22 protein-coding genes and 1 pseudogene are annotated in these 25027 nt (G+C 47.9%); 20 read left to right on the top strand and 3 right to left on the bottom strand.

Annotated elements, in window-relative coordinates; translation table 11 throughout:
- Window positions 1–71 precede the first annotated feature (71 nt).
- The 15 genes from murJ (at window position 72) to tnpA (ending at window position 16672) form a co-directional block, all read left to right on the top strand.
- Window positions 72–1652, top strand: coding sequence for a murein biosynthesis integral membrane protein MurJ (gene murJ, locus C2M17_RS11870; protein WP_105200970.1), 1581 nt, complete (start codon window positions 72–74; stop codon window positions 1650–1652).
- 63 nt (window positions 1653–1715) lie between these two features.
- Window positions 1716–2666, top strand: a complete 951-nt coding sequence (gene ribF / locus C2M17_RS11875; RefSeq protein WP_105200971.1) for a bifunctional riboflavin kinase/FAD synthetase — start codon at window positions 1716–1718, stop codon at window positions 2664–2666.
- A gap of 21 nt (window positions 2667–2687) precedes the next feature.
- Window positions 2688–5510 (top strand): isoleucine--tRNA ligase, encoded by a 2823-nt coding sequence (gene ileS, locus C2M17_RS11880; protein ID WP_105200972.1) that lies wholly within the window; start codon window positions 2688–2690, stop codon window positions 5508–5510.
- Between the two features lie 20 nt (window positions 5511–5530).
- A complete protein-coding gene (gene lspA / locus C2M17_RS11885) occupies window positions 5531–6028 on the top strand; it encodes a signal peptidase II (RefSeq protein ID WP_442792493.1) in 498 nt (165 codons plus the stop codon).
- Window positions 6021–6464: an FKBP-type peptidyl-prolyl cis-trans isomerase gene (gene fkpB, locus C2M17_RS11890; protein ID WP_105200974.1), complete on the top strand. Its 444-nt coding sequence runs from the start codon at window positions 6021–6023 to the stop codon at window positions 6462–6464. The genes lspA and fkpB overlap by 8 nt, the downstream gene beginning before the upstream one ends.
- Window positions 6461–7390 (top strand): 4-hydroxy-3-methylbut-2-enyl diphosphate reductase, encoded by a 930-nt coding sequence (gene ispH / locus C2M17_RS11895; RefSeq protein WP_105200975.1) that lies wholly within the window; start codon window positions 6461–6463, stop codon window positions 7388–7390. The genes fkpB and ispH overlap by 4 nt, the downstream gene beginning before the upstream one ends.
- 16 nt (window positions 7391–7406) lie before the next feature.
- On the top strand, window positions 7407–8441 hold the full coding sequence (locus tag C2M17_RS11900; protein WP_105200976.1) for a sensor histidine kinase: 1035 nt from the start codon (window positions 7407–7409) through the stop codon (window positions 8439–8441).
- Window positions 8441–9145 (top strand): LytR/AlgR family response regulator transcription factor, encoded by a 705-nt coding sequence (locus C2M17_RS11905; RefSeq protein ID WP_105200977.1) that lies wholly within the window; start codon window positions 8441–8443, stop codon window positions 9143–9145. Before C2M17_RS11900 ends, C2M17_RS11905 begins: the two co-directional genes overlap by 1 nt.
- Before the next feature lie 269 nt (window positions 9146–9414).
- Window positions 9415–9981, top strand: coding sequence for a type IV pilus modification protein PilV (gene pilV / locus C2M17_RS11910; protein WP_105200978.1), 567 nt, complete (start codon window positions 9415–9417; stop codon window positions 9979–9981).
- Between the two features lie 9 nt (window positions 9982–9990).
- On the top strand, window positions 9991–11028 hold the full coding sequence (locus C2M17_RS11915) for a PilW family protein (protein ID WP_105201097.1): 1038 nt from the start codon (window positions 9991–9993) through the stop codon (window positions 11026–11028).
- The gene (locus C2M17_RS11920) at window positions 11010–11516 is read left to right on the top strand and encodes a pilus assembly PilX family protein (RefSeq protein ID WP_105200979.1); all 507 of its coding nucleotides are present in this window, start codon (window positions 11010–11012) and stop codon (window positions 11514–11516) included. Before C2M17_RS11915 ends, C2M17_RS11920 begins: the two co-directional genes overlap by 19 nt.
- Window positions 11517–11547: 31 nt before the next feature.
- On the top strand, window positions 11548–15351 hold the full coding sequence (locus C2M17_RS11925; protein WP_105200980.1) for a pilus assembly protein: 3804 nt from the start codon (window positions 11548–11550) through the stop codon (window positions 15349–15351).
- Entirely contained in the window at window positions 15351–15755 is a 405-nt protein-coding gene (locus C2M17_RS11930) for a type IV pilin protein (RefSeq protein WP_105200981.1), read from the top strand. Before C2M17_RS11925 ends, C2M17_RS11930 begins: the two co-directional genes overlap by 1 nt.
- Before the next feature lie 5 nt (window positions 15756–15760).
- On the top strand, window positions 15761–16063 hold the full coding sequence (locus C2M17_RS11935; protein WP_105213057.1) for a hypothetical protein: 303 nt from the start codon (window positions 15761–15763) through the stop codon (window positions 16061–16063).
- Window positions 16064–16237: 174 nt separating this feature from the next.
- Window positions 16238–16672 carry an IS200/IS605 family transposase gene (tnpA, locus tag C2M17_RS11940; RefSeq protein WP_105200983.1) on the top strand — a complete coding sequence of 145 codons (435 nt, stop codon included), beginning with the start codon at window positions 16238–16240 and terminating at the stop codon, window positions 16670–16672.
- Window positions 16673–16964: 292 nt separating this feature from the next.
- Here tnpA and C2M17_RS11945 read toward each other — a convergent pair whose 3' ends face one another.
- Window positions 16965–17504: a GspH/FimT family protein gene (locus tag C2M17_RS11945; protein ID WP_105200984.1), complete on the bottom strand. Its 540-nt coding sequence runs from the start codon at window positions 17502–17504 to the stop codon at window positions 16965–16967.
- Window positions 17505–17551: 47 nt separating this feature from the next.
- On the bottom strand, window positions 17552–18097 hold the full coding sequence (locus C2M17_RS11950; protein WP_105200985.1) for a GspH/FimT family pseudopilin: 546 nt from the start codon (window positions 18095–18097) through the stop codon (window positions 17552–17554).
- Between the two features lie 128 nt (window positions 18098–18225).
- Between C2M17_RS11950 and glnB the strand changes: the two genes are divergently transcribed.
- Window positions 18226–18564 carry a nitrogen regulatory protein P-II gene (gene glnB / locus C2M17_RS11955; protein WP_105190133.1) on the top strand — a complete coding sequence of 113 codons (339 nt, stop codon included), beginning with the start codon at window positions 18226–18228 and terminating at the stop codon, window positions 18562–18564.
- Window positions 18565–18659: 95 nt separating this feature from the next.
- Here the strand turns inward: glnB and C2M17_RS11960 are convergent, their stop codons facing one another.
- Window positions 18660–19418 carry an outer membrane protein assembly factor BamD gene (locus C2M17_RS11960; RefSeq protein ID WP_105200986.1) on the bottom strand — a complete coding sequence of 253 codons (759 nt, stop codon included), beginning with the start codon at window positions 19416–19418 and terminating at the stop codon, window positions 18660–18662.
- Window positions 19419–19541: 123 nt separating this feature from the next.
- On the opposite strand from C2M17_RS11960, the gene rluD reads away from it, so the two are divergent.
- The 4 genes and pseudogenes from rluD to C2M17_RS11980 all read left to right on the top strand — a co-directional run bounded on the left by rluD (window position 19542) and on the right by C2M17_RS11980 (window position 24976).
- The gene (gene rluD, locus C2M17_RS11965) at window positions 19542–20519 is read left to right on the top strand and encodes a 23S rRNA pseudouridine(1911/1915/1917) synthase RluD (protein WP_105200987.1); all 978 of its coding nucleotides are present in this window, start codon (window positions 19542–19544) and stop codon (window positions 20517–20519) included.
- A gap of 52 nt (window positions 20520–20571) precedes the next feature.
- Window positions 20572–21258 carry a peptidoglycan editing factor PgeF gene (gene pgeF, locus C2M17_RS11970; protein ID WP_233997991.1) on the top strand — a complete coding sequence of 229 codons (687 nt, stop codon included), beginning with the start codon at window positions 20572–20574 and terminating at the stop codon, window positions 21256–21258.
- Between the two features lie 87 nt (window positions 21259–21345).
- Window positions 21346–23921: pseudogene (clpB, locus tag C2M17_RS11975) on the top strand (ATP-dependent chaperone ClpB).
- A 113-nt stretch (window positions 23922–24034) separates the two neighbouring features.
- Window positions 24035–24976 (top strand): NADP-dependent oxidoreductase, encoded by a 942-nt coding sequence (locus C2M17_RS11980; RefSeq protein WP_105200989.1) that lies wholly within the window; start codon window positions 24035–24037, stop codon window positions 24974–24976.
- Window positions 24977–25027: the final 51 nt, after the last annotated feature.

A 25027-nucleotide genomic window follows, 5' to 3' on the forward strand; every position in this document is an offset into this window, starting at 1 on the left:
CGACCAGCGCTGTATTCGCTCGGCTTTTATTGGCATAATGCCGCAATTAATGTCGGCCCAAGAGAGGATGTGTGGCTAACAGCTTGTTTCGTTCCGGTATGATTGTCAGTGCCATGACAATGATTTCGCGGGTATTAGGATTAGTACGCGATGCGGTGGTGGCCAATTTATTGGGTGCTAATGCCAGTGCCGACGTATTTTTATTCGCTAATCGCATTCCCAACTTTTTACGTCGCTTATTCGCCGAAGGTGCGTTTGCGCAGGCCTTTGTGCCAGTTCTGAGCGAGATAAAAGAACAACAAGGGGATGACGCGGTACGGCTTTTTGTCGCCCGCGCCGCCGGCACCCTGGGCACCATATTAATTATAGTTACCCTGCTTGGGGTGATAGGCTCGCCCATAATTGCCGCGCTGTTTGGTGCCGGTTGGTTTGTGGACTGGTATCAAGGTGGCGCCGATGGGGAAAAGTTCCTGCTTGCCTCAAGCTTGTTGAAATGGACCTTTCCCTATTTATTCTTCGTCTCCTTGGTGGCCTTCAGTGGAGCCATTTTAAACGTTTATAACCGTTTTGCGGTGGCCGCCTTTACCCCGGTGCTGCTTAATGTGGCAATTATTGGCTGTGCTGTTTTTCTGCATCAGCAATTCGATGTCGGGGCCTATGCGTTGGCCATAGGTGTCTTTGTCGGTGGCGTGGTGCAACTGGCATTTCAAATCCCCTTTTTATATCGCGCCAAGATGTTGGTCCGGCCCCGTTGGGGCTGGCATGATGAAGGGGTGAAAAAGGTAAGAACCCTGATGATCCCGGCGCTGTTCGGGGTGTCGGTGTCGCAAATAAACCTCTTCTTGGATACGGTTATTGCGTCCTTCCTGGTGACCGGCTCCATTGCCTGGCTTTATTATGCCGACCGCTTAATTGAATTCCCTCTCGGGCTATTTGGCATTGGCATTGCCACGGTGATCTTGCCGACGCTGTCAAAATTACATGCCGGCGATAAAGGTTCGGACTTCCAGGTTACTCTGGACTGGGGCGTGCGCTTTGTGATTTTCCTTGGACTGCCGGCCATGGTTGGCTTGATGCTCATCAGCCCGCTGATCATTACCGTGCTGTTCGACCATGGCGCCTTTGCCAGTGCCGGTGAAGACCATGTAAGGGCTGTGGCCTTAGGTGTTGCCGCCTACGCGGTGGGCCTGGTGAGCTTTATGCTCATTAAGGTCTTGGCGCCTGGCTTTTATGCCCGCCAGGATACCCGTACTCCGGTACGCATTGGTATTATCGCCATGGCGCTGAACATGGTGTTTAACCTTATGTTGGCGCCCTTTATCGGTTACCTGGGATTGGCTCTGGCCACGGCACTGTCGGCTACTTGTAATGCCTTTTTGCTGTATCGTCAGCTGGCCAAGGACGAGGTGTATCATTTTTCCCGCTTTAGTTTGGCCTTTAGCAGCAAATGCCTTATTGCTAGCGTGGTTATGGGTATCCTGGTTTACCTGGTGCAAGCCCAGTTTGCGTGGCAAGATTGGCCCTTGCTTGAGCAGATAATGCTGCTGGCTGGCCTGATAGGGGCGGCGGCAAGCACTTACTTTGGTATGCTTTTTATTTTTGGTGTGCGCCCAAGTACGATAAAAAATGTGGCAACTACTGAATCACATTAAAAAAAAGATTATAATCGAGCACTTTCGTCAGCAGTAGTGCGCAAAGACAAGGCATTTTGAGCGATGGAGCTTATACGCGGAATCCACAATATACGCGACCAGCATCACGGCTGTGTACTCACCATAGGTAACTTTGATGGGGTGCACTTAGGCCATGTTGAGGTGATCAAGGGGTTACTAGAGGACGCCAAGGCGTTAAACCTACCCAGCACAGTGATGATCTTCGAGCCGCAGCCACAGGAGTTCTTTTGTAAAGCTCAGGCTCCGGCACGGCTAACGCGACTGCGTGATAAGCTGGCTTTACTTGCCAAGCTTGGGGTTGAGCGGGTGATCTGTGTCAGCTTTAACCGCAAATTTGCCAATTTGGCCGCTGCTGATTTTGTACAACAAGTGTTGATTGACAAGCTGGGCGTAAAGGCCCTGACCGTGGGCGATGACTTTCGCTTCGGTCGTGGCAGGGAAGGTGACTTTTCTTTGCTGCAAGAGCTGGGCAAGGGCGCCGGTATGGCGGTTAAAAGCACGGAAAGCTTTAAAAAAGCCAATGCCAGAGTGAGCAGCACCGCCATTCGTACCGCCTTGAAAGCGGGAGACTTGCAACTGGCGAAAACCATGCTGGGTCATGACTATGCCATCAGTGGCCGGGTCATTCATGGTTGGAAAAAAGGCCGCGAGTTGGGTTTTCCGACCGCCAATGTCGCCCTTAAACGCCAGGTATGCCCTCTTAATGGCGTTTTTGCGGTGCAGGCGGTGATAGCCGGGCGCACCTACAATGGGGTAGCAAATGTAGGTAACAAACCTACATTTAATGGTACCCGGGCCTTGTTGGAAGTACACTTGTTCGACTTTGCCCAGTCGATTTATGGACAATTTATAGAAGTGAAGCTTAAACATAAGCTTCGCGACGAACAAAAATTTAATGGCTTCGATGAATTGGTGCAGCAAATTAAGCACGATGCCATCGCGGCAAAGCAGTTTTTTACTTTAGCGACCACCGCCCAGAGCGGCAGTCTGTAGCCGATACGGAAAGTAGGATTAATGAGCGACTATAAACATACCTTAAACTTACCGGAAACCGAGTTTCCAATGCGTGGCAACCTAGCCCAACGCGAACCGCAAATGTTAAAGCAATGGTACGAGCAAGACTTGTACGGACAAATTCGCGCCGCAAAAAAAGGTAAGAAGTCTTTCATCTTGCATGATGGACCTCCTTATGCCAATGGCAATATTCACCTAGGTCACTCAGTAAACAAAATCCTAAAAGACGTGATTATCAAGTCGAAAACCCTGTCGGATTTCGATGCCCCGTATGTGCCGGGCTGGGACTGTCACGGTCTGCCAATTGAATTAATGGTTGAGAAAAAAGTAGGCAAGCCGGGTCACAAGGTAACAGCCGCAGAATTCAGACAAAAATGTCGTGACTACGCCGCCAAGCAGGTGGAAGGTCAAAAAGCCGACTTTAAACGCCTGGGCGTATTCGGTGAGTGGGACAACCCATATCTGACCATGAACTTCGATTTCGAAGCCAATGCCATCCGTACTTTAGGTCGTATTATCGACAAGGGTCACCTGCATAAGGGTGCTAAGCCGGTACACTGGTGTACGGATTGTGGTTCGGCCCTGGCCGAAGCTGAGGTTGAATACCAAGACAAGCAGTCGCCAGCCATCGATGTGAAGTTTGTGTTCGCCGATGAGCAGGCCGTTGAAGCGGCATTTGCGTTGAGCGCAGAGCACAAGGGCACAGGCAGCATCGCCACCGCGATTTGGACCACAACGCCTTGGACCTTGCCAGCAAACCGTGCTGTAGCGGTACACGCTAATCTTGAATATGCCTTAGTCCAAGTAGAAGACGAAGGTCAACAACAGCGTTTAGTGCTTGGCTCTGAACTGGTTAAAGATTGTATGGACCGTTTTGGCTTTAAGCATTTCCACACGCTTGGTTATGCCAAAGGTTCTGCCCTTGAAAACCTGCAAGCAGCGCACCCATTCTTAGAATTCAATGTGCCGGTTATTCTTGGCGACCACGTTACTACGGACTCGGGTACCGGTATCGTTCATACCGCGCCGGGCCATGGTCAAGAAGACTATGCGGCTGGTCTTGCCTATGGCCTTGAAGTGGCGAACCCGGTTGGTGCTAACGGTGTGTATCTTCCGGATACACCTATTTTCGCCGGTCAGCACGTATTTAAAGCCAACCCGAATGTAATTGAACTGCTGCAAGAAAAAGGTGCCTTATTGCATCACCATGCGCTGCAGCACAGCTACCCACATTGTTGGCGCCATAAAACGCCTATTATCTTCCGTGCTACGCCGCAGTGGTTTATTGCCATGGATAAAGCGGGCTTGCGCCAGGATTCACTGGCTGAAATCAAGAAGACAGAGTGGTTGCCAAGCTGGGGTGAAAGCCGTATCGAAAACATGGTTGAAGGTCGCCCGGACTGGTGTATCTCGCGTCAGCGTACCTGGGGTGTGCCGATTGCCCTATTTGTTGATAAAGACACGGGTGATTTACACCTGAATACCAGCGAACTAATCGAAAAAGCGGCGCAACTGGTAGAGAAAGGCGGCATTCAGGCATGGTATGACCTTGAGCCGGAAACCCTATTAGGTGCGGATGCTGAGCGTTACGTAAAAGTACAAGATACTCTGGACGTGTGGTTTGACTCGGGTGTAACACACGCCTGTGTACTGGATGCTCGCGATGAGCTGAGCTCTCCGGCGGATCTATACCTGGAAGGGTCGGATCAGCACCGTGGTTGGTTTATGTCATCGCTAATGACCAGTGTTGCCATTCATGGCCGCGCGCCATACCGCCAGGTGATGACTCACGGTTTCACCGTGGATGAAAACGGCCGTAAGATGTCTAAGTCTTTAGGTAACGTGATTTCACCGCAAGACGTGATGAATAAAATGGGCGCCGACATTCTGCGTCTATGGGTGGCGTCGACCGACTTTACCGCAGAGATGACGGTATCGGATGAAATTTTCAAACGCGCCGCGGATCGTTACCGTCGTATTCGTAATACCAGCCGTTACCTACTGGCTAACCTAAATGGCTTTAACCCAAGCACTGACTTGGTTGATGTGGCCGACATGGTTGAGCTTGACCGTTGGATCGTCTCTCGTGCGGCGCAGTTGCAAGAAGAAATCGTTAATGCCTATGACGAGTATCAGCTACTTGTGGTTACGCAGAAGCTAATGAACTTCTGTACCGGCGAGCTGGGCTCTTTCTACCTAGACGTGATCAAAGACCGTCAGTACACGGCCAAGGCTGACTCGCACGCTCGTCGTTCATGTCAGAGCGCTCTGTACCATATTGCCGAGGCGATGACACGTTGGATGGCGCCTATTCTAAGCTTTACCGCTCAAGAAATCTGGCAGGTGCTGCCGGGTGAGCGCAGCGAGTTTGTATTTACCGGTACCTGGTATGAAGGTTTAACTTCGGTTGAAGGTAAGTTCTCTGATGAGCAATGGCAAACCGTGTTGAACGTCCGTGATGCGGTAAACCGTGTCCTGGAAAGTGCCCGTAAAGAAGACATTATCGGTGCTACCTTGCAAGCAGAGGTGACTCTGTACGCCAATGACGAGCTTAAAGCGACACTGGATGCCTTGTCTGACGAGCTGCGCTTTGTGCTGCTGACCTCTAAAGTATCCGTGCTTGCCCATGGTGATAAGCCGGCTGACATTGAAGAGTCTGAATTGACTGGCTTAGCCGTATTCGTGGCCGCCACTAATGCACAAAAATGTGAGCGTTGTTGGCACTATTGTGATGATGTAGGCAGTGTTGAAGCGCATGCGGAGCTGTGTGGTCGCTGTGTTACCAACGTTGATGGCGATGGCGAAACACGTCAATTTGCATAATCTCAGCTGTAGGAGTGAATGTGTCAGCTAAGCGTAATGGATTAATTTGGTTGGTACTTACTGTGGTGCTTTTGGTGGTCGACTGGGCCACCAAAACCCTGGTAGTCAATACCATGACCTTAGGGCAGACCATAGATATTCTGCCGGTTTTCAATATTACCTATGTACATAACCCAGGTGCTGCATTTAGCTTTTTAAGCGATGCCGGTGGCTGGCAACGTTGGTTTTTAAGTGCCATTGCGGTGGCGATTTCGGTGTTACTGATCTGGTGGCTTAAACGCTTACCCGCATCGAATAAATTACTTGGCTGTGCCTATGCCCTTGTGTTGGCTGGCGCCCTGGGTAATCTTTATGATCGTATGGTTTATGGCTATGTGATTGATTTTATTCATGTGTATTATCAGAACTGGCATTATCCCAAGTTTAATATTGCCGATTGCGCCATCTGTATTGGTGCCGCGCTATTGTTAATTGATGCCTTTAAATCAAGCAGTAAAAAGGAGTCGGTCAATGAGTGAGGCTATTATCGGTGCTAATTCTGAAGTAGTGTTTCATTTTTCGATCAAGTTGTCGGATGGCTCTGCCGCCGATTCCACCAAGGTTCACAACAAGCCTGCTAAACTGGTAATGGGTGATGGCAGCCTGACGGAAAACTTTGAGAAGTGTTTGCTGGGTCTGCGTGCCGGTGAGGAAAAAAGCTTTGAGCTTGAGCCTGAGGATGCCTTTGGCCAACCTAACCCGGACAACATTTATCATGTGGATCGCAGCAAGTTCAGCGCCGAAGCGCCAGCTAAGGTGGGCGCAATTATTGCTTTTACTCAGCCAGATGGCACCGAGCTACCGGGTGTTGTGCGTGAAGTGCAGGGCGAGTCGGTGACCATTGATTTCAACCATCCTTTAGCCGGTCAAAAGCTGACGTTTGAGGTGGAGATCTTAGAGGTAATTAACAGATGAAAATCATGTTAGCCAACCCGCGCGGATTTTGTGCCGGGGTCGATAGAGCGATCAGTATAGTAGAGCGTGCCTTGGATATTTTCGAGGCGCCCATCTATGTGCGTCATGAAGTGGTGCACAATAAATACGTGGTCAATGGTCTAAAAGATCGAGGCGCCGTGTTTGTTGAAGAGCTGGATCAGGTACCCGATGACAGTATCGTGATTTTCAGTGCTCATGGAGTATCGCAAGCGGTACGCCAGGAAGCCAAACGTCGTGAGCTGAAAGTATTTGACGCTACCTGTCCTTTGGTAACCAAGGTGCATATGGAAGTGACTCGTGCTTCACGCCGTGGCACCGAATGTATTTTGATCGGTCACCAGGGTCACCCAGAAGTGGAAGGTACCATGGGTCAATACGACAACCCAGAGGGTGGCATCTACTTGGTGGAAACCCCAGAGGACGTTGCCAAGCTTGAGGTTAAAGATCCTAGCAAGCTGTTTTACTGCAGCCAAACCACCTTGTCGGTGGACGATACCGCCGATGTGATAGACGCATTGCGTGAGCGCTTCTCGGATATCGATGGCCCGCGTAAGGACGATATCTGCTACGCCACACAAAACCGTCAGGATGCGGTGCGTGATTTGGCAGACAAGGTTGATGTGCTTTTAGTTGTCGGTGCTAAGAATAGCTCCAACTCTAACCGCCTACGCGAACTGGCCAGTAAGATGGGCACCACAGCCTATTTGATTGATGATGCCAGCTCCATTGATGCCAACTGGTTACAAAATGTTGATAGCGTTGGCGTAACAGCAGGCGCATCGGCGCCAGAGGTGTTGGTAAAAGAGGTGGTCAATCACCTTAAATCACTTGGCGGTGAGCAGGTGGTGGAAAACCCGGGACGTGAGGAAGATATAGTCTTTGCCGTTCCTGCAGAGCTTAGATAAGCACTTGGGGTGATTAATGAGTCAGTCGTTATCAGCCCAAGCTAATTCCTATTCTTTACTGACCACCTTGTGTCAAACGCGCGGTATTCTGAGCGCTTTGATCGTGGCACAGGTGCTGGCCCTGATCATCAGTTTCAGCGAGTACCAACCGGATAATTTCTGGTTGGTACTTGGCCAGAGCAGCCTGCTTATTCAATTTGTTACCTCCATCAGCATTGCTGCGCTTTATGTTCTGAGTCGAGTTAAGCCTGACCTAAACAATTCTGTGCAAGCGCTTGCCGTGGTTGCTGTGTTGGTGCTGAGCACCCTAGCTATCACCTTTTATATCAGCTACCTCGAACTGCTCGATGCCCGGCTTTCCCATTGGTTTGTGTTTAAAAGCAGTGCCATTAGTTTGCTGGTCGCGGCCTTATTTGTGCAGTTTATGGCCATCTATAATGAACACGCCAAGGCGCATTCGGCCTATGCGCGAGCTCAGCTTGATGCGTTACAGGCTCGTATTCGCCCACACTTTTTGTTCAATAGCCTCAACACTCTAGCCGAGTTGGCCCATGAAGATAGCGACGCCGCTGAGGAGTCGGCATTGGCGCTGGCGTCTTTATCCCGGGCGGCGATGCAGGTGGGTCAGCAAAGTACCCTGGCGCAAGAGCTTGCTCTGGCCAAGCGCTATATTGCCCTGGAGCAGTGGCGTTTTGGCGAGCGTCTAAAGGTAAACTGGCATCTGCCCAAGGAAATACCCGAGGTGGTTTTACCCTGCTTAACGCTACAGCCCTTGTTGGAAAACGCCGTGGTTCACGGTATTGAGAGCAGTGATAAGGGTGGGGTTATTGATGTTGAGGTACATATTAGTAAGCAAAGTGCTACTGTTATTGTTAGTAACAGTTTGAGTGCGCAGCAGACACCAACAACACGAGCTCATAACGGTATCGCCTTGGATAATATTCAAAAGCGTCTGAGCATCATTTATGCCGGCCAGGCCAGCATGCGGTCACGCCGTTTGGCGAACAGTTATCGCGTTAAGTTGGTGGTGCCTAAAATGGAGTTTATATAGTGCAGGTTTTGATCGTTGATGATGAGCCCATGGCGCAAAAGCGCCTTAATCGCTTGTTGGCCGAGCACGCCCATATAGATGTGATCGGGTATGCGAATAATGGTGTGGAGGCTGTTGAGTTAGCGGCACAATTGCAGCCCGATGTGATCTTTATTGACGTTGAAATGCCGGGGAAGAACGGCTTAAGTGCGGCGCAAGAAATTAACGAGCAGGCCATTCCGCCTGCTATTGTGTTTGTAACCGCTCACCCTCAGCATGCCCTCGATGCCTTTAAGGTCATGCCTGCTGCATATCTGTTAAAACCTTTGGAGCGCCAAGAGCTGGATATCGTGGTGAATAAACTGAGCCAACTTAATAAGGCGCAGGTGAAAGGGCAGCAACAGCAAAGCATTAGCTATAAGGTAGGACATCAAACCAAAAAGCTAAACTTGTCTGACATTATTTACTGCTGCAGCGATGGTAAGTATACGCAAGCCATTTGCCATGATACGCAGGTCTTGCTTGATACCAGTCTAAAGGATTTGGAGCAGCAGTATCCAAGAGTGTTTTTACGCATTCACCGTAATACCTTGGTGAATAAAGAACAGCTGCAGTCCGTGGTACAACAGGACAGGCAATATCAGGTGCGGCTAAAGTCGTGCCAGGATTTATTAAGCGTTAGCCGCCGTGAAGTAACCCGGGTAAAGGAAGCTTTGACTGAATAACCTGCTGTTAACTTTGCTCTTCGCCTTGGTCTTGTTGTCATAATTTTAAGCTTCTAACCTCAGATTTTAGAATATTCACACATTCCTTGGGCAAGGCTGAGTTATAGATGATTTTTAAGGAAAAATTCTTAGTTAATAATACCCCCACCTAAACCATCAGGATTAGCTAACCGCTTAATCCTGAAAAGATACCGTTTATTCCTTCTTACGTTGAGTCTGGCATTAGAGTTACTAAACTGTTAAGAATTACTGCAACTCCATGGATCATTATGCGTAATCAACAAGGTTTTACCCTCCTAGAAACGCTTATCGCGTTTATTGTTTTAGTCTTTGGCCTCCTCGGTGCCATTGCCTTGCAGGCAAAAGCAAAGCAGGCTACCTATGACGCCATGCAGCGTGCGGCAGCGCTGGGTGTGGCCAATGATGTGATTGAACGTATCAAAGCCAATACCGAAGGGGCACTGGCAGGCAATTATAACGGCAATATTGCCAGTAGTGATACGTTAGGCACTACTGACTGTTTTGGTATTAACAGTGAATGCAGCGCGGCTCAAGTTGCTCTTTTTGATAAGGAACATTGGCGTAAATCAATTCGTGCTGAAGATAATACTGGTTCGTTGTCTGGCGCCATGATTTGTATTGATACCACCGATGGTGGGGCTGATAACCGAACTATTAAAGTGACTATTTCTTGGGATTCACGGCAGAAGCTGGTCATTACCGATGACCCCGATGACCCCGATGACGACGATGACGTGGCAAGCGTTAAGGAACGTTGCGGCACCAATGATGATCGCCGCCGTGTTTTAGCACTTAATTCATTTCTATTTGTGTAGGGAGCGACAATGGATATAAAGCACAGCAGGTTTAATCGAATAGCCGGTTACACCCTATTAGAGCTGATGATCGCTATGGTCGTTGGCTTGTTTTTACTAGGTGGCGTGATGTTTACCTATCTGAGCATGAAGGTAACCACATCGGACACGGTGGAAATGGGTGAGCTGCAAGAAACCGGTCGTATTGCCCTAGATATCTTAGGAAAAGATCTGAAAATGACAGGCTTTTTTGGCCGCTTAAATATTGATTCTTTAACCACAGCCGATGTCTCTGGGGTAACTGCTCCCGCAGTTGATTGCATTGACGAGGTCTTTAGTATAGGCAGTTTTCCAGGTACGGGGGCTGTACCAAACTTTCCCGTTATATATGGACTAGAGGCTGACTCTGCAAATGAGCTTGGTTGTATTACCGATGCTAAGATTGGAAGTGATGTTATCCAAATTAAACGAGGCGTGGGTGAGGAAATGTCTGGTCAAGACACACAGACTGGCCAGTATTATGTACAAACCACCTTATCTGATGCGCGCTTTATCGAAGGTGATAGTAATCCTATTCCATTTGAACTAGGTAAGGGCGTCTGGCCCTATGAACACTTGGTGTACTACGTAGGTGAGGATAAATATACCTCGGGCGGTAAAGAGATTACCGTGCCTGTGCTTAAGCGTAAGCGCTTAATTGGTGACGAAATGGACACTGAGTCAGTACTTGAAGGTGTGGAAAATATTCGCTTTCTTTACGGTCTCGACAACGATGGCAATGGCGATGTGGATGAATATCTAGAAGCGGGCGAGATGACGCCCGCACATTGGCAGCAATCTGGCACGACACGTATTAAAACCGTGCAAGTATCCGTATTAGTGCGTGCCACAAAGGAAGATAACAACATTAAATTAACGAATCAAACCTATGTGCTCGGTGGAGATGATACTGCTTCCGGTAACACGCAACGGAAGTTAACCTTTGACGATAACTATCGTCGCATGGTGTTTGTTTCAACCTTTAAGATTAACAATGCTGGAGGCAACCAATGGTTAATAGCACTTTAGGACGTACTCACCAACAAGGGGTGGTGCTGATAGCAGCCCTGGTTATGGTGTTGGTAGTGAGCGGCGTAGCCGTAACCCTTATGAGCAGTAGTAGCGTTGATATGAAGGTCATTAATGCGGCGCAAGATTATGATGAGGCTCTTACTCAGGCTTACGCCGATAGTAGCCGCGCTATTTTTGATGAAATAAAGGTAAATAGCGCCGTTAATTTTACTAAGCCTAATTTAGCTCCATTTCCAATCGATGGTAGTAAGCCTAATGATGAGGTGATCACGCTAACTGCTAAGGACGCTACGGCTTCTTTGTCTTTGCTTAAGGCACCTGGAGTGCCTAGTGCTACCAACTGCTCGCGTAAAAAATCGGCACATGCCACTGGTGCCCAAATTAAGTGCAGTCGAGACTTAAGGGTCGTTAGTGAAGTGAATTATGGAAAGAATAACCGCCATTTGGTCAGCGTGATTGCCGGTATAGAGCAAGAGTCTCTGTAACACGAGCGGCATAAATTAATAGGTGAACGACATGAAAGTTTTTAAAAAATTAGCTTTGCTGTGTGCACTATCGGTGCCGGCAGCAATACATGCTGAAGATATAGAAGTTTATGTGGGTAATATGGGCGCCACGGGCGCCAAAGCCAAGGTGCTGATAATAGTCGATAACTCCGGCAGTATGAATGAAACTGTTATAGCTCCGCCTCCTTATAATACCAACGAGGAGTACCCTGAAACCGGCGCCGAGTCCGGTAGCGGTTTTAAAAATGATTTTGTCTTTTACTCTGTCGGTATTCCCATCGATGAGATAGCGCTGAGTGACATAGAAAACCGCTCTGATGCAAAACGATTTGATATGTTGCTTAATGGTTGTGACGCGGCGAAAGAAGCTCTAGCCAAGTACGGTTATTTTACTGGGAAAATGCTTGAGTTCTCAGGGATCAATAATGGTGGCTGGATTAATCTGAAAAATGACAATGGCGGAAATATGAAAAACCCCGTTGATTGTTTAGCTGATTTCCAAAATGACGATGGCGATAATGCCTTTCAATCTCCGGTAGACACCAAAACATTGATTGACCCGTATTTGAAAGTTGGGCCTAACGATGAATATAGTTCTGCTACCCATGATCAGCTTAAAGGTTTTCCCTCAAACAGCAATTACGAGAACCGCCATAAGCCATTTTTTGGTTACAGTGGCGAAACCCCTCATTCCCAGTACGACCAGTACGAACGTTCAAAAATGGAGGCTGAGTTTGAAAATGCCAATGTGGTCACACTTTATTCTCCCAATTATATCCGTTGGTATATAGCCAACAGAGGAAACACTGCTAACAAGGATCTTAAGATCGAAGTGGCTAAAAATACGATAACAGCAACTCTTGGCGCCACGCCTGATGCCGAGTTTGCCTTGATGTTATATAACCTGAATTTCCCAGAAGAAAACGATCGGGATGGTGGACGTCTAGTTGCAGGCTTTGGTCAGGATGAAACTATTGTAAATAGTCTGGTTACCTCAATTGAAGGTCAAACGAATACACCTCTGTGTGAGACCCTGTTTGAAGCTTACAATTATTTCGGTGGCCATGCTGTAAAGTTTGGTGATGATGATACTGACTGTAATGTTGATACTGACGGTAACGCCGCTTGTGCTGGCCTTAATTATCAAGCGAATATCCCTGCATTTGATACGTCTACAACAATAGACGGCGCTGGTGACATTTATAAAACTCCCTATACTAACCGTGGCGGTTGCGCCGAAGATATCAGCATTATTTACATTACAGATGGGGCGCCTACCCTAGATAACGCGGCTGATGTACCAATAGGTGCCCTTTTTGATAATTATGTTACTAGCCAAATTCCCCAAATAACCCCTTCTATTAAGCCAGATATAGATGATTTGATTAAATATGAAGAAGTAGTTGAGGGGGAAAATGGCGAGCAGTTAGTAACAACAAAATCAAGCTATTTACCAGCACTTGCTCACTATATGAAAAAGCAGGATATTAATCAGAATATCCCAGGTAATCAGACCGCCACCTTATACACGGTTGGTTTTGGTGGAGGCGCACCTGAGGCTCTTCTAAGAAAAGCCGCTCATGAGGGGGGAGGTAAATACTATTCTGCCACTACAAGTGAGTCATTGCAGTTTGCCCTTGACGATTCTATAAATAAGATCCTTTCTGACTCCAGTTCATTTACAGCCCCTTCGGTTGCAAGTAATAACTTTGACCGTACCCAAACCTCGGATTCTGTTTATTACGCCATGTTTTTACCTACGGAAGGTGCCCGCTGGGCAGGCAACCTGAAAAAGTTAAAAGTGTCTGATGGCAAAGTCGTCGATGTAAATGGCGTACAGGCCCTTGACGGCGATGGCAATATTAAATCAGGTAATGACATAGTAACCACATTTTGGAGTGCGGCCCCAGATGGTGATGAAGTACGTGCCGGTGGTGCCAACTATGTGCTGTCCCAGCTAAGTGCAGATAACCGTAACGTATATTCTAATTTTGTAGATTATGGTGTGCCCCTAACTAATCCAGAAGCTTCATTAACTGCGTCAAATGTTAATAAGTTTTATGGCAATGGAAATGAGACGGTTGGTGAGCCGATAGCGGCTGATAAACTTGGGGTTTCAGCTACAGAGATCACAGGCTTGATTAATTGGGCGCGTGGTTTTGACGTAGATGATGAAGATATTGATGGTCAAACCAATGATACGCGCCAGGATATTATGGGTGATCCTTTACATTCGCGCCCCGTGGCGCTGACTTACCCTGACGGTGAAATAAAAATTATTCTGGGAACTAATGCCGGCTTTGTACACTTGTTCTCGGATAAAAATGATACCTTAACTGAACAGTGGAGCTTTATTCCTCACGAACTGCTTAGTAATTTAACGACCTTACGTAACAACGAATCGGGCGAGAAAGTCTATGGTATGGATGGCACCGCCACAGTCTATTTTAACGACAAAAATAATGACGGTATTGTAGATGATGGCGTGGATACGGTATGGGTCTTTATCGGAATGCGTCGTGGTGGTAATTCATATTATGCAATAGACATGTCTAATAGCAATGCGCCCAGATTAATGTGGAAATTGGACCCTGCTTCTCCTGGATTTGAAGAACTTGGCCAAACCTGGTCTCAGCCAGTTGTTACTTACCTTAAGGGCTATACGTACGACTATATCGATGCGCAAGGGAATAAATGGCAGAAGCCTGAACCTATTCTAGTGTTCGGTGCTGGTTATGACACAAACAAAGACACGGGCTTCGGAGCAGACTCTGTTGGCCGTGGTATTTATATGGTTAAAGCCAGTGATGGTAGTCTGGTTGGCAAGTTCACCAATGGTGATTCAAGTGGTGGTCTTGCCTTCGAAGGCAAGCATAGTATAGTTGGTGAAGTCGCTATGTTAGATAGTGATTATGATGGCTATACCGACCGTATGTACGCCAGCGATACCGGCGGTAATGTGTGGCGCTTTGATATGCCCAGTACAGATAAGAGCACCTGGTCTGTGTTCCATTTCGCCGAGTTAAGTAATTCAGAAATACTATCGGAGCAGCGTCGTTTCTTTTATGGCCCCTCGGTAGCTCGTACCTATTATACGCAAGTAAAAACCACCACAATTGATGGTAAAGAATATATTACCAGGCAGGAACTTCCTTACGAGGCCGTGTTGGTGGGCAGTGGTAACCGCTCTCACCCGTTGGAAACGATCGAGAGCAACTACCTCTATATGTTGCGCGATACAAATACTAAAACAGAGTCTTTTACAGAGGCTTTAGAGAATGTACCTACGAAATTAACAACTTTGGATTTAATGAATATTTCGGGTGCACCACTTGAAGATGTTGAGCCCGATGACGAAGATTTTATAAATTTTGAGAAACAACTGGGCAGCTCCCAAGGCTGGTATTACTCACTAAGCCCAACCGAGAAATCACTTGCCCAACCAACAGTGTTATTCGGTGTTGCTTACTTCACGTCCTTTACGCCCAGAGAAGAAAATGATATCGCCAATTGTGTGTTGGCCGGTGGTATGGGGCGTTTATACGCATTTAACCTGCATTATGGCTCCAGTGTATACGACTTTGGTCATTCTCTGGATCTAGGTGATAAGATCCCGCCACCCCCGACTTTTATCGTGGAAGAAGAGTTTTATTGCTTAAACTGTGGTACCGATGATGAATCTGCACCTGATACGCCGGATAATGGTAAGTTGTTAGAGTTAATCGGGGTAGATGAAAACGATCCGACTAAAACAAGCAAGCCGGGCTTTAGAACCATACAAAACTATATTTTCCGCCAAGAGGACAATAACTAATGGAACGAAGTAACGGATTTACACTAATAGAATTGATGATTACGGTGGCAGTAGTCGGAATTTTAGCGGCTATTGCCTATCCGAATTATCAGAGCTTTGTTATTAGTAGTGCCCGCTCGGAAGCTATGAGCGCAGTGCTTGATGCGGCAAGCAAGCAAGAGCAGTATTTTGCTGATAACCGTCAATATACAACGACCATAAGTAACTTGGGTTTAAGTACCACTACAGAGTCGGGTTTGTACGCACTTTCTGCCACCGTAGATGGGCAAAGTTTCGTAATAACAGCCACCCCAGCGGGAGGAGTGGCGTTAAAAGACACCAAGTGTACAACATTCACCATAAACGAGGTTGGCGTTAAAGGCGCAACTCCAAGCGCCAATACCGACACTTGTTGGAAGAGGTAAGCTATATGAAAATTTTATCAAAATTAATGTTAGCGGGTGCCTTGGTTGCCTTGTCATCAAGCGTTTACGCTAAATCGCTTAATGGTTATAAGTGCTATGCCTTGTTAGAAGACAATACCTTTGCCGTTATCGATGTGGAGATAAAGCAAAAAAGTAAGGCGCAGGCGGCTAATGCGGCTATTGCAGAAGGGCATAAATACCCAGGCAAGAAGCTACAACGGGTAGCAGAAATTCAGCAGTGCGTTTTACGTAGTGAAGAGTTTTCCGATACTAACGCACGTAAATTGGATAAGCTGAAGTTGCGTTAGTATCAACGAACCTAGTTTCACGCTTTAGAAAATGCCAGCTTTGCTGGCATTTTTACTTTCAGCCCCTAAACCACCTACTTCAGTAGGTGGTTATCATCAATTTAGGCTTGGCCTGAAAAAGCTACCCATGCTAATTGCTCCGTTGATTTTTAGCGAAGTCAAAGGACAAGAAGCATGAGTAGATACGAGAAAGCATCGCATGTGTACTGGCGATGTCAATATCATATAGTTTGGACTCCAAAGTACCGTTTTAGAATTCTCAAAAACAAAGTAGGTAAGGATGTTTACCGCAGTATTCACGTTTACAGTGAGCAGCTTGGATGCAAAGTGGTAGAGCTAAATGTACAGGTAGACCATGTTCATTTAGTTATAAAAGTACCGCCCAAGTTATCGATATCGAGACTGAAGGGAGCACTCAAAGGCAAAATAGCACTAAAACTATTTAGTAAATATCCGTACTTGAGGAAGAACAAAATGTGGGGTAACCATTTTTGGCAGCGAGGGTACTTTGTCGATACGGTTGGAATAAATGAAGAGATAATAAGGCGTTACGTCCGACATCAAGAGAAAGAAGAAAAACAGAAGCAAGCTAAGTTAACGCTGGAGTAAACAACGCCCCCTTTGAGGGGGCATTTACAAAGCCACCTTCTTCAGAAGGTGGATTCTTTACTTGGCTTATAAGGTAGTTTTGGGAGTTATATGTGCTTTGGCTTTACTCTATCGCTTCGTTTAAGTACCAATAGAGCCGACATTGATATAGAGACCCTTCCCAATATAAGTGAGCCCGTACGCGTGAACGTAGTGATGCAGCACGGCGTTTACAAGGTGCATGTTGTTCGAGGTGAACCTCCAAAAAAACACGTGAGTCGGGCGGTAACCAAATCATACCCTTGCAGCGTTCCTAATTACATTTGTCGCTATCCTCAAGTAAGCGAATTCGGCCGACTAGACTCACGGTAATACGCAGTGCGGGTTGATTTAATTTGGGCTCTACCGAGCAATAGACAAAGCTGCCGTTATTAAAACCCAGCAACATTCCTGTGGGTTTAAAACTGACACCGGTTCGCGAATAGCTGATGCGGTCGCCTGAATGAGGAGGGGAGATAACACGCAGGATCTGTTCGTTAGCATTGCGCTGACGGTCTTGATTTTCGTCAACAAAAATCATTATGTCGTTTTGCCAGGAGTCTGTGCATTGCTGCGCTATTTGCGGGCAGATTCTTACAAACTGATTATGGTAGATGGCGTAGGCGCGAGCTGACATTACATTGCGATGCAGGGTTTGCATATAGTTAGTGCGGCGATTAGTAAGTTGTAGGTCACCGAAGCTAAACAGAGCGATGCTGATAAGAATAGCGGCTATTGAGATAGCAACCATTAATTCTACCAGCGTCATACCTAAGGCGGCATGATGTGAATAAACCAGAGATTGTGCTTTCATCCTTGAAGCCCATATCTAATCCTTTAGCTATAAGGTTAGCTGCCTTGTTAGGAATCGCAAGTACTGGTGGTTTTGCCCAGGTCGCGAATGGTGCCGGCAGGCATTACTTGAAGCTCAATATTGTATTTATTGTCGCTGGTTGGGCAATAAATAAAGCTTTGTGTTGTATTCACTTGACCGCGCTGGTCAAAGATTAAGAACTTATCTGTAGCGGTACTTTTTAATTTGCTATTAGACACAAGTGAAGACAATGAACGCAATAACACATCGTCGCTGCTCTCAAATTCATCACTGGCGTTGATATCGGAAAACATAACAATGCTGCCCGTTGTCCAGTCATCAGCACAAGCTCCATCAGACCCCGGATTTTCCATGGCGCACATGACAACTGGATCACCGGTCGTCATGGCTTTAGCGCGGGCAAACTTAACCTGACGCTTAAATTCCATGGCAAAATTATTGGCTTTTTCTTTATTCGTCATTTGTGTGGTGCTGAATAAAGCCATACCCAGCAAGATGGCACCAATGGCGATTGTCACCATCAGTTCAATAAGAGTAAAACCGTGTTGTTTTGTAAAGTGATGATTTTTCATTACATCGTCCTGTTGGTGTAATTATATTAATTTTAACACCATTAACGCATTAGTCACCCCTTTTGGTGTTTGCGTCGCCGTCAACAATTGACTAAAATCGGCTCATCTGCCAGCGCAAGAACGAAAATATGAAAAAAGTAGAAGCCATCATCAAGCCATTTAAATTGGACGACGTACGAGAAGCCTTATCTGAGGTGGGTATCACGGGTATGACGGTATGCGAAGTGAAAGGCTTTGGCCGCCAAAAGGGACATACTGAGCTTTATCGTGGCGCCGAGTATATGGTCGACTTTCTGCCTAAAGTGAAGCTTGATATTGTCCTTGCCGATGAAGATGTCGATCGTGCCATTGAAGTCATAGTGAGCACGGCACAAACGGGCAAAATTGGTGACGGTAAAATTTTTGTGACCGATGTCGAGCGTGTAGTACGTATCCGTACACAAGAAGAAGACGAACAAGCCATCTAATATCAATTACATTAGTAAAATTGGTATTCAAGCTATAAAAAATCCGATGTGTTGAGCATCGGATTTTTAGTATCTTGGTTAAGCTATTTAACTACTTAACGTTTATCCTTGTTTAATTCCAGCGTTTGTCTGGTGTGCGCAGCCACGTCATCAAGGCCAAGCTTTTCATAGCTCTTCACCATCATTTCCAGCGCCGGGATTAAATAGCTACTTTGCGAGAAATGCTCTACCACATATTTACCACGGTTGGCGGCCGCCAAATAAGCCTCACGCTCATAGTAATAATTCGCTACCTTTAACTCATTACGAGCCATTTTATTTAGCAGCCATACCAGGCGGCGTTTGGCCTCGGGAGCATATTTACTCTCAGGGTAGTTATTGATCAGAGTTGAGAAATCACTAAAGGCGACGCGAGTGCGCTGGGCATCGCGGTCGGCGCGGTCAACACCAAAGTATTCCTGAAATGCATTTTCATCCGCCTTGATATTCACCAAGCCACGCATGTAATACATGTAGTCCAAGTCTTTATGGTTGGGATTTAAGCGAATAAAACGGTCGATGGTAGCCAGGGCCTGCTCGGTATTGCCAGTTTGATAGTGAGCGTAGACCAAGTCCATCTGTACTTGTTTAGAAAATGGACCGAAAGGATAGCGAGCATCAATAGCCGAAAGTAATTCTATCGCACGGGCGTAAAGGCCCGAATCTAGCGTTTGGCGTGCGTCTTCATAGAGCGCCTGCGCCGATTTATTAGGCACGCGTTCTATTTCTTCTTGCTCTGGTGCCGATGAACATGCGCTAAGTAAGGAGGCCGTGAATACGACTGCTAATGCCCGTTTACTTATTTTATTTATCATTAATTAGGTACCTTCGTTGTCTTTGGCTAGGCCAAGTAGGTAAAACCGAGTAAACTATGCGAATTATGCGATTCTAACCCAGTCAAGCAGACCTTGCACTGGTAAATTAGGTAAAACTTGCTTATGGCAGAACAAATTTCCCTCAGTGCAGAGGTTCCCGTAGAGCTGGGCGGTAAACGTCTAGACCAGATTTTAGCGCAATTGTTCCCGGATTATTCTCGCTCGCGCATTAAAACTTGGATTCTCGATGACATGGTGCATGTTAACGGCCTGGTGGTAAACACCCCACGTGAAAAATTGTTGGGGGGAGAACAGGTTAACATCGAAGCCCAGCTGGAAGCACCGCGCGAGTATGAAGCACAAGATATCGATTTGAATATCGTTTACGAAGACGATGATATTTTAGTGATCAACAAGCCTGCGGGTCTGGTTGTGCATCCAGGTGCAGGTAACCCAGATGGCACCGTGCTTAATGCCTTGTTGCATCACTGCCCGGAAATCGAAAATGTGCCGCGTGCCGGCATTGTGCACCGACTGGATAAAGACACCACGGGTCTAATGGTGATTGCCAAAACCATACCGGCACAAACGCATCTGGTTGCGGCGCTGCAAAAGCGTGATAACTTTACTCGTGAATATGAGGCCATTTGTTATGGCACCATGACGGCGGGTGGCATGGTGGATGCACCTATTGGCCGTCACGCGACTAAGCGTACCCATATGGCGGTAACCGAGTTTGGTAAGCCGGCGGTAACTCATTACCGTGTTGCCGAGAAGTTCCGCGCTCATACGCGCCTGCGTCTGCGTTTGGAGTCTGGACGTACGCACCAAATCCGTGTGCATATGGCACATATTAGCCACCCCTTGGTAGGTGACCCCTTCTATGGTGGTCGACCGCGTCCGCCGAAAAATGCCAGTGAGGAATTTATCAGCGTATTGCGTGGCTTTAAGCGCCAGGCTCTGCATGCCATTAAGTTGCAGCTTGCACACCCGATCACAGGTGAGCAAATGCGTTGGCAGGTGCCAGTGCCCGAGGATATGGTTGCCCTGACCGAAGCCTTGCGTCTGGATACCCAGCTAAATGGTCACGAAGACTATTAATTCCAGCGTTTTTACCCCAACCTGGCCTGCGGCCGCTCTAGCAGCCGCAAAAGTGGGTGCTTTGCAAACCACTCGCCAGTGCGGTGTCAGCCAAGGGGTATATCAAGGTTTTAATCTCGGCTACCATGTCGGTGATGATAACGCCTTGGTTGCTCAAAATCGCGCTTTGCTGAATGCTTGCCTGCCTGCACCGGCGCACTATGTGCAGCAGGTACACGGCACACATATACACATTCTTAGTGATCAAAGCGATACCAGCCATATCGAAGCAGACGGCTTATTCACCCGCTGCGTACAAACGCCGCTTGCTATTATGACAGCAGATTGCCTGCCGGTTTTACTTGCCAGTGATGATGGTGAAGAAATTGCCGCCTTGCACTGCGGTTGGCGCTCGCTGCAAGGGGGAATTATTGAAAAGGCCATACCCTTATTTAATGCACCAGCCGCTAAGATATCCGCGTGGCTAGGACCGGCAATTGGCCCCTTGGCATTTGAGGTCGGCGCCGAGGTCAAAGCACAATTCCTTGCCCTTGATAGTGCCCATGAGCTTGCCTTTAAGCCACATGGCGATAAGTTTCTTGCCAATTTACCCCTGCTGGCAACACAAAAGCTGAAAGGCCTTGGTGTGACCGCTATTGCCGATGCGCAGCAGTGCACTTATTCATTGACCGAGCAATACTTCTCCTATCGTCGCGATGGTCAAACTGGGCGTATGGCAAGTGTGATCTGGCGCAAATAATCGTCCATTTTTTGCTCGTTCATCTTGAACATTGTCTAACTCGCACCCATTAATTAGCTAATCAAACTATTTAGTGGAAACAGATACATGCGTTTAGACAAATTTACGAGTAAATTCCAACAAGCGCTTTCCGATGCTCAATCTTTGGCACTGGGGCGCGACCACCAATTTATTGAACCCGTCCACCTTATGTATGCGCTGCTACAGCAAAGCGGCTCAAGCGTACGTGCCTTATTAGCCCAAGCCGGCGTTAGTGCCGATGAACTCAATACCAAGCTCTCTCAAGCGATTGAAAAACTTGTTAAGGTCGAAGGTGTGGGTGGCGACGTGCAGTTGTCGAACAACATGGTGACCTTGCTTAATCTGTGCGACAAATACGCGCAAAAGCGCAAAGACAAATACATCTCCAGCGAAATTTTTGTTCTTGCCGCCTGCGACGATAAAGGCCCCTTGGGCGATATTTTCAAGGCGCTGAACATTAACAGCAGCAAGGTAGAAACCGCCATAGAAGCGCTGCGCGGCGGACAAAAAGTAGATGATCCTAATGCCGAGGAAACCCGTCAGGCCTTGGAAAAATTCACCATAGATCTGACCGAGCGCGCCGAGCAAGGCAAGCTCGACCCTGTGATTGGCCGTGATGAAGAAATTCGCCGCACCGTGCAGGTATTGCAACGTCGTACCAAGAATAACCCTGTGCTTATTGGTGAGCCGGGTGTGGGTAAAACCGCGATTGTTGAGGGCTTGGCCCAGCGTATTATTAATGGCGAGGTGCCCGAGGGCCTTAAAAACAAGCGAGTCTTGTCGCTGGACATGGGCGCCCTGGTAGCCGGTGCCAAATACCGTGGTGAGTTTGAAGAGCGCTTAAAGTCGGTGCTTAATGAGCTGGCCAAGGAAGAAGGGCAGGTGATCCTCTTTATCGATGAGATACACACCATGGTCGGTGCCGGTAAAGCCGATGGCGCCATGGATGCGGGAAATATGCTTAAGCCGGCCTTGGCCCGTGGTGAGCTGCACTGTGTTGGGGCTACGACCTTGGATGAGTACCGCCAATATATTGAAAAGGATGCCGCCCTTGAGCGTCGCTTCCAAAAAGTGTTGGTGGATGAGCCCAGCGTTGAAGACACCATTGCCATTTTACGTGGCCTAAAAGAGCGTTACGAGCTGCACCATTCGGTGGAGATCACCGACCCGGCTATTGTTGCGGCGGCGCATTTGTCGCATCGTTACATTAGCGACCGCCAGTTACCGGATAAGGCCATTGATCTTATCGATGAGGCAGGCTCGTCCATTCGTTTACAAATCGACTCTAAGCCGGAGCCGCTTGACCGCCTTGAACGCCGTATTATTCAGCTGAAGCTGGAAGATAATGCACTGGCGAAGGAAAAAGACGAGGCCTCACAAAAGCGCCGCGAAGAAATGCAGGGGCTTATTAAGGAACTTGAAGGCGAATATGCCGAGCTTGACGAAGTTTGGAGTGCAGAAAAGGCCTCATTGCAGGGCACCCAAGTGATCAAGGCGGAGCTAGAGCAGGCTCGTTTGGATTTGGATGTAGCGCGCCGTGCCAGCGATCTGCAACGCATGTCTGAGCTCCAATATGGCCGTATTCCTGAGCTTGAGCGCAAGCTGGAGCTGGCATCGCAAGCCGAAATGCAGGATATGAGCCTGTTGCGTAATAAGGTGGGCGAGGATGAAATCGCCGAGATTCTGTCACGCTGGACCGGTATCCCGGTAGCGAAAATGCTCCAGGGCGAGCGCGAGAAGCTCTTGCAAATGGAGCTGGAGCTGCATCAAAGGGTGATAGGTCAGGATGAGGCGGTGACTGCGGTGGCCAATGCCATTCGTCGTTCTCGTGCCGGGCTGGCCGACCCTAATCGCCCCATCGGTTCCTTCTTATTCCTGGGGCCAACGGGTGTGGGTAAAACCGAGTTGACCAAGGCCTTGGCTCAGCTTATGTTTGACACCGAAGATGCCATGGTACGTATCGATATGTCCGAGTTTATGGAAAAACACTCCGTCGCTCGTTTGGTGGGTGCGCCTCCTGGTTATGTCGGCTACGAGAAGGGGGTTACCTTACGGAAGCCGTACGTCGTCGTCCGTACTCGGTGATCTTGCTTGATGAGGTGGAAAAAGCACACCCGGATGTGTTCAATATTTTGCTTCAAGTGCTCGATGATGGCCGTTTAACCGATGGTCAGGGGCGTACCGTGGACTTTAAAAACACTGTGATCATTATGACTTCGAACCTGGGTTCTGACGTGATCCAAGAGGAAGCGAGTAAAAACGACTACGCCACCATGAAAGAGAAGGTCATGATGGTGCTGGCGCAACAGTTCCGCCCCGAGTTCATCAACCGTATTGATGAAACCGTGGTCTTCCATCCATTGGCGAGCGAACATATTAAACAGATTGCCGATATTCAGTTGGCGAAACTGTATGAACGTCTTGCTGAGAAGGGCTTTAGCCTGGAGGTTACCGATGAAGCTCTGGCTAAACTGGCGCAAAGCGGTTTTGATCCTGTGTATGGCGCTCGCCCGTTGAAGCGTGCCATTCAGCATGCCATTGAAAACCCGCTGGCGCAGAAGCTACTCTCTGGTGAGTTAACAACGGGCAATACCATTTGCATCGATGCCGATGAGAATGGCTTTACCTTTATCGGTAAATAAATTTAATCTTCTAAGACATAACAAGGCGGCCTCTTTTTGGCCGCCTTTTTTATTGTCTCAGCGCGACGGTAATGTCAATATAGAGCCAATAATTCGAACAAACAGAGTTGCTTATGACACGCGACTATCAAGCCATGGCTATTCAGGCCTTTGGTGAGCCCGGTGTAATTAAACCCATTTCGGTGGCCTATCCCACAGTTGCAGCCGATGAGGTCTTGGTTAAGGTACTCAGTGCAGCCATTAATCCTATCGATGTAAAAACCCGTGCCGGTATCGGTTTTGCCGCAGAGCAAAACAAACATAATTTGCCCCTGGCTCTGGGTTATGACCTCTACGGTGAGGTGGTCGAGTGTGGCGAGCAGGTTTCAGGCCTGCAAGGCGGTGATCTGGTTATGGGCATGGTTGGATTTGCCGCTCACCCAGGCACCTATGCACAATATGCCAAAGCCCGCGACAACGAGTTGATCAAAGTCGATAAAGAGAATGCCGATCCCGTGTTGGCCGGTCTCTGTCTTGCTGGATTGACCGCATTTCAAGCTCTCAATAAGCTTGAGTGTCCGAAAAGCCAGCCCTTGTATATTAATGGCGCCAATGGCAGCGTCGGCTCGCTGGCGCTGCAAATAGCCGCCAATATGGGTTATCGAGTTATAGCTGTCACCCGCAGTGCATTACCTCATGAGTTAGCGAAGCGCTTTGAACAAATCGGTTATGATGACTTTGTTAAATCACCGGCCAAGCGTTATTTGCTTGATGTGGTGGGTATGGAAGTGGGCATGCACTGCTTACAGGGCTTGTCTGCACAAAGTGTGATGGTGACTGTGCCGACCTTATCGCAGGCGCAAATTATCGCTGCGGCTCAGGAGCAAAGGGTCCAGGGTAAGGGGGTGCTGGTGGTAAAAAATGCCTCGCAATTACAGCGCCTTTATTCTTGGTATTGCCAGGGTAAGCTAAAGTTAGCACACAGGTGTATGCCGTTAAGTGCTGCAGGGGTGGCGCATCAGCAAATTGAGCAAAATAGCAGCAAAGAGAAAGTAATTTTATTGCCCTGGTCTTGAGTAATGAGCGATGCCCCCCATAACAACACAATTGAGCTGACGCTCCAGAGG

The sequence above is a fragment of the Pseudoalteromonas sp. T1lg10 genome (assembly GCF_002964545.1).
Classification (GTDB): domain Bacteria; phylum Pseudomonadota; class Gammaproteobacteria; order Enterobacterales; family Alteromonadaceae; genus Pseudoalteromonas.